Origin of the sequence: Streptomyces xiaopingdaonensis (assembly GCF_000262345.1) — a bacterium.
GTDB lineage: Bacteria > Actinomycetota > Actinomycetes > Streptomycetales > Streptomycetaceae > Streptomyces > Streptomyces xiaopingdaonensis.
Genome location: NZ_AJTQ01000273.1, coordinates 1 through 8,097, shown reverse-complemented (window position 1 = coordinate 8,097; position 8,097 = coordinate 1). Strand labels below are relative to the sequence as shown.

The 8,097-nt window shown below is 76.3% G+C and carries 3 protein-coding genes; all 3 read right to left on the bottom strand.

What is annotated here, in order from left to right; translation table 11 throughout:
- The coding region (locus UWG_RS0121695; RefSeq protein WP_016909306.1) for a beta-ketoacyl synthase N-terminal-like domain-containing protein at positions 1–868 on the bottom strand (868 nt) is incomplete at its 3' end.
- A 23-nt stretch (positions 869–891) separates the two neighbouring features.
- Positions 892–6,267, bottom strand: coding sequence for a type I polyketide synthase (locus UWG_RS34020; RefSeq protein WP_029391655.1), 5,376 nt, complete (start codon positions 6,265–6,267; stop codon positions 892–894).
- A 31-nt stretch (positions 6,268–6,298) separates the two neighbouring features.
- Positions 6,299–8,097, bottom strand: a 1,799-nt coding sequence (locus UWG_RS0121685; RefSeq protein WP_016909304.1) for a beta-ketoacyl reductase, incomplete at its 5' end; no start/stop codon positions are given.

Genomic DNA, 8,097 nt, shown 5'->3' with positions numbered 1-8,097 from the left:
CCTCGTGCCCGTTGCGGCGGGCGTCGCCGAGCCGCTCCAGCACCAGGAGTCCGACGCCCTCCGCCCAACCGGTGCCGTCGGCGCCCGCGGCGAAGGACTTCGCCCGGCCGTCGGGCGCCAGCCCCCGCTGGGCGCTGAACTCCACGAAAACCTGCGGACTGGCGAGCACGGTCACGCCGCCCGCGAGCGCGAGGCCGCACTCCCGGTGCCGCAGCGCGTGGCACGCCTGGTGCAGCGCGACCAGCGACGACGAGCACGCCGTGTCCACCGTGACGGCGGGCCCCTCCGTCCCGAGCACGTACGCGAGCCGCCCGGCGAGGACGGCCGGCGCGTTGCCGGTGGCGAGGTACCCGGCGGTGTCGGCCGTGGCCCTCGCCAGCTCGGCGTAGTCCTGCGCGCCGCCGCCGACGAAGACGCCGGCCCGGCTGCCGCGGAGCGAGGCCGGGTCGGTGCCCAGCCTCTCCAGCGCCTCCCAGGCGACCTCCAGGAGCAGCCGCTGCTGCGGATCCATCGCCAGGGCTTCGCGGGGCGAGACACCGAAGAACTCGGCGTCGAACCCGGCGACGTCCGCGAGGAAGCCGCCGGCGTCGACGTAACTCGTGCCGGGGCGCGCCGAGTCGGGGTCGTGGAGCGTCGCCGTGTCCCAGCCGCGGTCCTCGGGGAACCGGGAGACGGCGTCGTGCCCGCCGGACACGAGCCGCCACAGGTCCTCGGGCGAGTTGACGCCGCCGGGCAGGCGGCAGCCCATCGCGACGACGGCGACTGGCTCGTCGCGCACCGCCTCGGCCTCCTGCAGCCGCCTTCGGGTGTCGTGCAACTCCGTGGTGACTCGCCTGAGATAGCCGAGCAGTTCCTCTTCAGCGACCATGATCAGCGCCTTCCGGGTGCGGTTCAGACCTTGCCGAGCCAGTCGTGCACGGCGGCGGCCGTCTCGGCGGCGTGCTCGGCGACGAGGGTGCAGTGGTCGCCCGGGACGCTGACCCTGGTGTGCGGCAGCGGCCACCGGGCACGCCACTCCTCGCCGTCGGGCCGGGGGACCGCCGGGTCGCCGGGGATGCGGTCCTGCGGGGCGACGAAGAGGGTGGGGGCGTCGGTCGGAGCGGGCGACCACGGCCGGAAGAGCGCCCGGTAGGTGCCGAGCGCGGTGAGCGTCGTGAAGTTCATCGTGGTGAACCGCGAACGCCGCTCGTTGACCTCGTAGTTCATCGCGCGGCGCAGGCTCAGGGGCATGCTGTCCGGCAGGTAGGTGTCGAGCAGCACCACGCCGCGCGGCCGTTCGCCCCACTCCTCCAGCCGTCCGGCGACCGCGTGCGCGAGCCAGCCGCTGGAGGAGTAGCCCAGCAGCGCGAACGGCTCCCCTTCCGCGCAGCGGAGGGCCTGCGCCGCCATCGCGTCGACGAGCGTCTCCAGCGTCTCGGCGAGCGCCGAATCCGGCTGGAAACCGGGGACTTGGACGAGGGAGAGGTCCCGGCGGTCGCGGAAGAACATCGCGAGCCTCGCGAACTGGAGCGACTGCTCGACCGGTGCGAACGGGGGGAAGGCGACCACCGCGGGCGCCTCCCCGCCGGCGGCGAGCCGGACCCGGCCCGTACTCGCCTCCTCCGGATCGTGGAACCGCCGCCGCACCCCGGAGGCGCCGGTGAGCAGCGCCTCCACCTCCGTCATCCGGCCGCGGAGCGCGACGGCCCGGTAGACGGCCGCGAACGTCTCGTCGTCGGCGGAGCGCGGGCCTTCGGGCGCCTGCCGTGCGAACCCGCCCTCGTCCAGGGCCCGTTCGAGGAACGCGCACACCTCGGGGACGGTCGGCCGGTCGAAGGCGAGCGTCGCGGGCAGGGTGAGCCCGGTGGCGCGGCCCAGGCGGTTGCGGATGGCGACCGCGGAGACGGAGTCCAACCCCAGCTCGGCGAAGGAGCGTGCGTCGGAGACCGCGGACGGGTCCGAGTGGCCCAACTCCTCCGCCACCGCCTCCCCGACGAGGGCACGGAGCGCCGACTGCCGCTGTTCGCCCGCGAGTTCGGCGACGGTACGGCCCGGACCGCCGGGGTCGGGCGGCAGTTCCCGTCGCAGGGCCCGCACTTGCGGCAGGTCCTCCACGAGCGGGCGCGGTCCGGCCGCCGTGTAGCCGACGAGGAAGGACTCCCAGTCGACGTCCGCGACGGCGAGCGTGCCCTCGTCCCGGTCGAGCACCTGCTGGAGCGCGCGCAGGCCGTCCTCGGCGGGCATGGGGACCAACCCCCGGCGGCGCAGCTCCCGTTCGCCGTCCGGGTCGAGCATGCCGGACCCGGCCCACACGCCCCAGGCCACCGAGGTCGCGGCGAGGCCCCGCGCGCGGCGCCGCTCGGCGAGCGCGTCGAGCCGGGCGTTGGCGGCGGCGTAGGCGGCCTGGCGGCCGCTGCCCCAGAAGCCGGAGAGGGAGGAGAAGAGGACGAACGCGTCGAGCGGGGTGTCGGCGAAGAGCTCGTCGAGCACCTGGGCGCCCGCGGCCTTCCCCGCGGAGACGGTGCGCAGCTCCTCCACCGTCATCTCGTCCAGGGGCGTGTTCTGCCCGCAGCCGGCGGTGTGGAAGACGGCGCGCACCGGTTCGCCCTGCTCGGCGAGTTCGGCGACGAGCCGGGACATCCGCGTCCCGTCGGCGACGTCGGCGGCGACGACCCGCACCGGGGTCCCGGTGGCCTCGAGCCGGCGCGCCAGGTCCTCGGCGCCGTCCGCCGCGCACCCGCTCCGGGAGACGAGCACGAGGGAGCAGCCGCCCTGCCGCGCGAACCGCTGTGCGAGGTGCGCCCCCAGCGATCCCGTGCCCCCGGTGACGAGGACGGTCCCGCGCGGGGCCCAGGTGCGCTGGGCCGGCCCGGCCGGTGCGGGTTCGATCCGCCGCAGCCAGACGCCGCCGGCGCGGAGCGCGACCTGGTCCTCGTGCCCCTCGCCCGTCAGGACGCCGGCGAGCCAGCCGGCGACGCGTTCGTCGACCTCCGCGGGAAGGTCGACGAGCCCGCCCCACCGTTCGGGGTGCTCCAGACCCGCCACCCGGCCCAGCCCCCACACCGCAGCCGCGTCCGGGTCCGTCGGAGCCTCCGCGGGGCCGACCCCGACCGCGCCCCTGGTGACGCACCACAGCCGCGCGCCGACCCGCACGTCGCCGAGCGCCTGGACGAGGACGAGGACCTCCTCGGCCGTGTCGAGCAGGCTGACGACACCGGAGAGCGTCGGCCCTGCCGCGACCGCCGCACCGAGCGCGGCGGCTGCCGTCTCGCGGTCCGCACCGGTCCGCACCGTCTCCACGTCGGCGAGCGTCCTGGTCAGCGTCCGGAGCCGGCCGGCGGTCGCTGCCTCGTCCCGCTCGGGCAGGACGACCAGCCACGTGCCGGGGACCCGGGCCGCGCTGCGGGGTTGGGCCGCCGGGCGCCAGGTGGCGCGGTAGCGCCACGCGTCGAGCCGGAGCCGGTCGCTCGCCTCGCGGTGCCAGCGGGAGAGCGCCGGCAGCACGGGGAGCAGTTCGGCCGGTGCGCCGAGCGCTTCCGTCAACTCGCGTGCGTCGCCCTGCTCGACGGCCGCCCAGAACCGCTCCTGCGGTGGCGAGGGCGCCTCCTCGGGCCCTGCGGCCCTGAGCCAGTAGGTGTCGCGCTGGAACGCGTACGTCGGCAGCGGTACGGGCCGTCCCTCTCCCAGCAGCGCGCTCCAGTCGACGGGGACGCCGTGCGCGTGGGCGCCGCACAGCGCGGAGAGCACGGTACGGGTCTCGCTCCTGTCCCGCCGCGTCGAGGCGAGGACCGGCCGCCCGTCGTCGACGAGGGGGGTGAGCGCGGCGTCGGGGCCGAGTTCGACGAGGACGTCGACCTCGCGCAGGTGCGCCACCGCGTCGGCGAAGCGGACCGTGCGCCGGGCGTGCTCCACCCAGTACTCGGGCGAGTCGAAGGGGTGCGGGGTATCGGCCGAGGGGCTGACGGGGATCTCCGGCCGGTGGAAGGCGAGTTCGGCGACGGCGTCGGCGAATCCGTCGAGCATCGGGTCCATGAGCGGCGAGTGGAAGGCGTGGCTCACCCGGAGCTGCCGCGTCCGGCGGCCCCGTGCGCGCCAGTAGTCGCCGACCCGCAGGACGGCGGCCCGGGTGCCGGAGACGACGACGGCGCTCGGCCCGTTCACCGCCGCGATCACGGCTTCCGACTCGCCCTCCAGCATCGTGGCCACCTCCGTCTCGCCCGCGGCGACCGCGACCATCGCTCCGCCCGGCGGGAGGGCCTGCATGAGACGGCCACGCGCGACGGCGAGACGCGCCCCGTCCCCGGTGGAGAGCACCCCGGACACCACGGCCGCCGCCACCTCCCCGACCGAGTGCCCCGCCACGGCGGCGAACCGCAGCCCCCACGACCGCCACAGCCGCGCCAGCGCCGACTCGAAGGCGAAGAGCGCGGGTTGCGCGTACTCCGTGCGTGCGAGGACCTCCGCGGGCGCCCGCCACATCACCTCCGTGAGGGAGCGGCCGAGCAGCGGGTCGGTCGTGGCGCAGACCTCCTCCAGCGCCTCGGCGAAGACGGGGAAGTCGGCGGCGAGCCGGCGCCCCATCCCCGGGCGCTGGGCGCCCTGGCCGGAGAAGAGTGCGCCGGCCCGGCCATGTCCCGCGGCGACGGGTGCCACGCGCGCGAGTGCCGCGTCCGCCGTCCCGTCCTCCGCCAGCACCACCGCCCGGTGGTCGAAGAGGGTCCGGCTCGCCACCAGCGACCGCGCGACGTCGGCCGTCGCCAGGTCCGGGTGCGCGGCCAGGTGGGCGCGGAGCGCCGCCGCCTGCCCGCGCACCGCGTCCGGCGACGTCCCCGAGACCACCAGCGGCACCGGCAACGCGTGGGCGGGCGACGCCGCTTCGGGCTCAGGATCCGGCTCTTCGAGGATCACGTGCGCGTTGGTGCCGCCGATACCGAAGGCGGAGACGCCGGCCCGGCGCGGATGCCCGGCACGCGGCCAGGGCCGGTTCTCGGTGAGCAGCTCCACCGCTCCCGAGTCCCAGTCGACCTCGGGGGAGCGGGTGTCGGCGTGGAGGGTCCGCGGCATGGTGCGGTGCCGCAGGGCCTCCACCATCTTGAGCACGCCTGCGACCCCCGAAGCCGACTGCGTGTGCCCGATGTTGGACTTCAACGCACCCAGTCGCAGCGGCCGATCGGCGGGGCGTCCCTGGCCGTACGTGGCGAGCAGCGCCTGCGCCTCGATCGGGTCGCCGAGCCTGGTGCCCGTGCCGTGCGCCTCGACGACGTCGACGTCCTCTGGGGTGAGCCCGCCGCTCGTCAGCGCCTCGGTGATCACCCGTTGCTGTGCCGGGCCGTTGGGCGCGCTCAGGCCCATCGAGGCGCCGTCCTGGTTGACGGCCGAGCCGCGGACCAGCGCGTGCACCCGGTGTCCGCGGCGCCGCGCCTCGGAGAGCCGCTCCACGACGAGGAACGCGACGCCCTCCGACCAGCCCGTGCCGTCCGCGTCCGCGGCGAACGCCTTGCACCGGCCGTCCCGCGCCAGCCCGCCCTGGCGGCTGAACTCCACGAACGTGCTCGGCGTCGGCATCACCGTCGCTCCGCCGACGAGCGCGAGGTCCGTCTCGCCCCGCTGGAGCGACCGGCAGGCGAGGTGCAGCGCCACCAGCGAGGAGGAGCAGGCCGTGTCGATCGTGACGGCCGGGCCCTCCAGGCCGAGGGTGTAGGCGATGCGGCCGGAGAGCACCGAGGTCGAAACCCCCGTGATCCCGTACCCCTCGACGCCGACCCCGCCCGTCGAGACGTCGAACCCGTAGCCCTGCGTCGCGGCCCCGACGTAGACGCCCGTGCGGCTGCCGCGCAGGGCGGAGGGGAGGAGCGCGGCGTGCTCCAGCGCCTCCCAGGACGTTTCGAGGAGCTGGCGCTGCTGCGGGTCCATGCCGAGCGCCTCGCGGGGCGAGATCCCGAAGAAGCCCGCGTCGAACTCGCCTGCGCCGTACAGGAATCCGCCCTCGCACGTGTACGTCGTGCCGGGGCGGTCGCCGCCGGGGTCGTAGAGCCGCTCCGTGTCCCAGCCGCGGTCGGTGGGGAACGCGGAGATCGCGTCCGTGCCGTCGAGGACGAGCTGCCACAGCTCGTCGGGGCACGTCACGCCGCCGGGCAGCCGGCAGCTCATGCCGACGATCGCGACCGGCTCGGTACTCCTCGACCCCTGCTCGGCCAGCTCCTGCCTGGCCTGCCGCAGCTCGCCCGTGAGCTGCCTGACGAAGTACCGCAACCTGTCCTCGGTGGACGGGGGCTGTGCTGTGGACACGTGGGAACCTTTCGCAGCGAGGGGACCCGGCTCACGGCGCCGGCCGGCTCCGGCCGGGGTCGAGGGTGATGCCGAGTTCGTCGTTGAGGAAGTCGACGACCTCCTCGGCCGACGCCCGGGTGAGCGAAGGCCCGTCGGCCGGGCCGGGGGACCAGCGCTTCAGCAGCTCCCGCAGCCGGGCTTCGACGGCCCCGCGGGCCTCGTCGTCGAGGGAGGCGGAGCCGAGCACGTCCTCCAGCCGGTCGACTTCGGCGAGCGCCGCCTCGGGGCCCACCGCCGCCTCGTCGAGGAGCGCGGAGAGCAGGTGCGTGACGAGGGCTTCCGGCGTGGGATGGTCGAAGACCAGGGTGCTCGGCAGCTTCAGCCCCGTGGCGGCGTCGAGGCGGTTGCGGAGGTCCACCGCCATGAGGGAGTCGAACCCGAGGCTGCGGAAGGAGCGTTCGGGGTCGGGCCGCCATCCGCCGCCGTGCCCGAGCGTGACCGCGACGTGCTCCCGCACCACGTCGCGGACCCGCGCGTGCCGTTCGGCCGGAGGCAGCCCCGGCAGGTCGCGGTCGAGCGTCGGCGTACGGGCCCGGGGTCCGGCCGCGGCGGCGGTGAGTTCGGCGAGCTGCCTGCTCGGACGGAGCGCCGCCGCGCGTGCGGCGAAGGCGTCCCACTCGACGTCGGCGACGAGCACGGTCGGAGCCCCCTCGCCGACCGCGTCCCAGAGGGCGCCCAGCGCCAGGTCCGGGTCCATGGGCCGCAGTCCGCTCCCGCGCAGCCGGCCGGTGTCGAGGCCGTGCGCCATGCCGTCCTCGGCCCACGGGCCCCACGCGACGGACGTCGCCGGACGGCCCTCTGCGTGCCGCTGCTCGGCGAGCGCGTCCAACTGGGCGTTGGCGGCGGCGTAGTTGCCCTGCCCGGGTGTGCCGAGGATGCCCGCCAGGGAGGAGAAGACGACGAAGGCGGCGAGGTCCTGCTCCCGCGTCAGCTCGTGGAGGTGCCGTGCCGCCACGGACTTCGCCGAGAGCACGGCCGCGAGGCGCTCCGGTGTCTGGGCGTCGAGGATGCCGTCGTCGAGCACGCCCGCCGCGTGGACGACGGCGCGGAGCGGCTGCTCCTCCGGCACGTCGGCGAGCACCCGGGCGAGCGCGGCGCGGTCGGCGGCGTCGCAGGCGCGGATCGTCGCCGTGGCGCCGAGCGCTGCCAGTTCCTCGCGAAGCGGTCCCGCGCCCGGCGCGTCCGGACCCCTGCGGCTCACCAGCACGAGATGCCGGGCTCCGCGGGCCGCGAGCGACTTGGCGACCCGGGCTCCCAGGCCGCCGGTCCCGCCGGTGACGAGCGCCGTTCCGGACAGCGGGGGCGCCGCTCCGGTCGCCGCGGGGCGCGGGACGAGGCGCCGGGCGAGCAAGCTGCCCTCGCGGAGCGCCAGTTGGTCGTCGGTTCCCGTGAGCGCCGAGCCGAGCAGCGGGCCGAGGTCGGCCGGGAGAGCCGCCGGCAGGTCGAGCAACCCGCCCCAGCGGTCCGGGTGTTCCAGCGCCGCGACACGTCCCAGCCCCCACACCGCGGCTTGTGCCACGTCGGGCGCCTCCTCCGCCACGGCGACGGCGCCGCACGTCAGGCACCACAGCGGGGCCGAGAACCCGACGTCGCCGAGCGCTTGCAGCAGCGCGAGGACGGTGGACGGCGGCTCGTCGGCGTCCGGCGCTGCGACGACGCCGTCCGGTGGGGGCAGGGGAGCGAGCAGGGCGGCGAGCGCGGTCCGGTCGCCGGAGGCGGTCGGCGGAAGGTGCGTGACCTCGGCGCCGAGGCCGGTGAGTGCGGCCACGAGTCCGTGCGCGTCGTCGC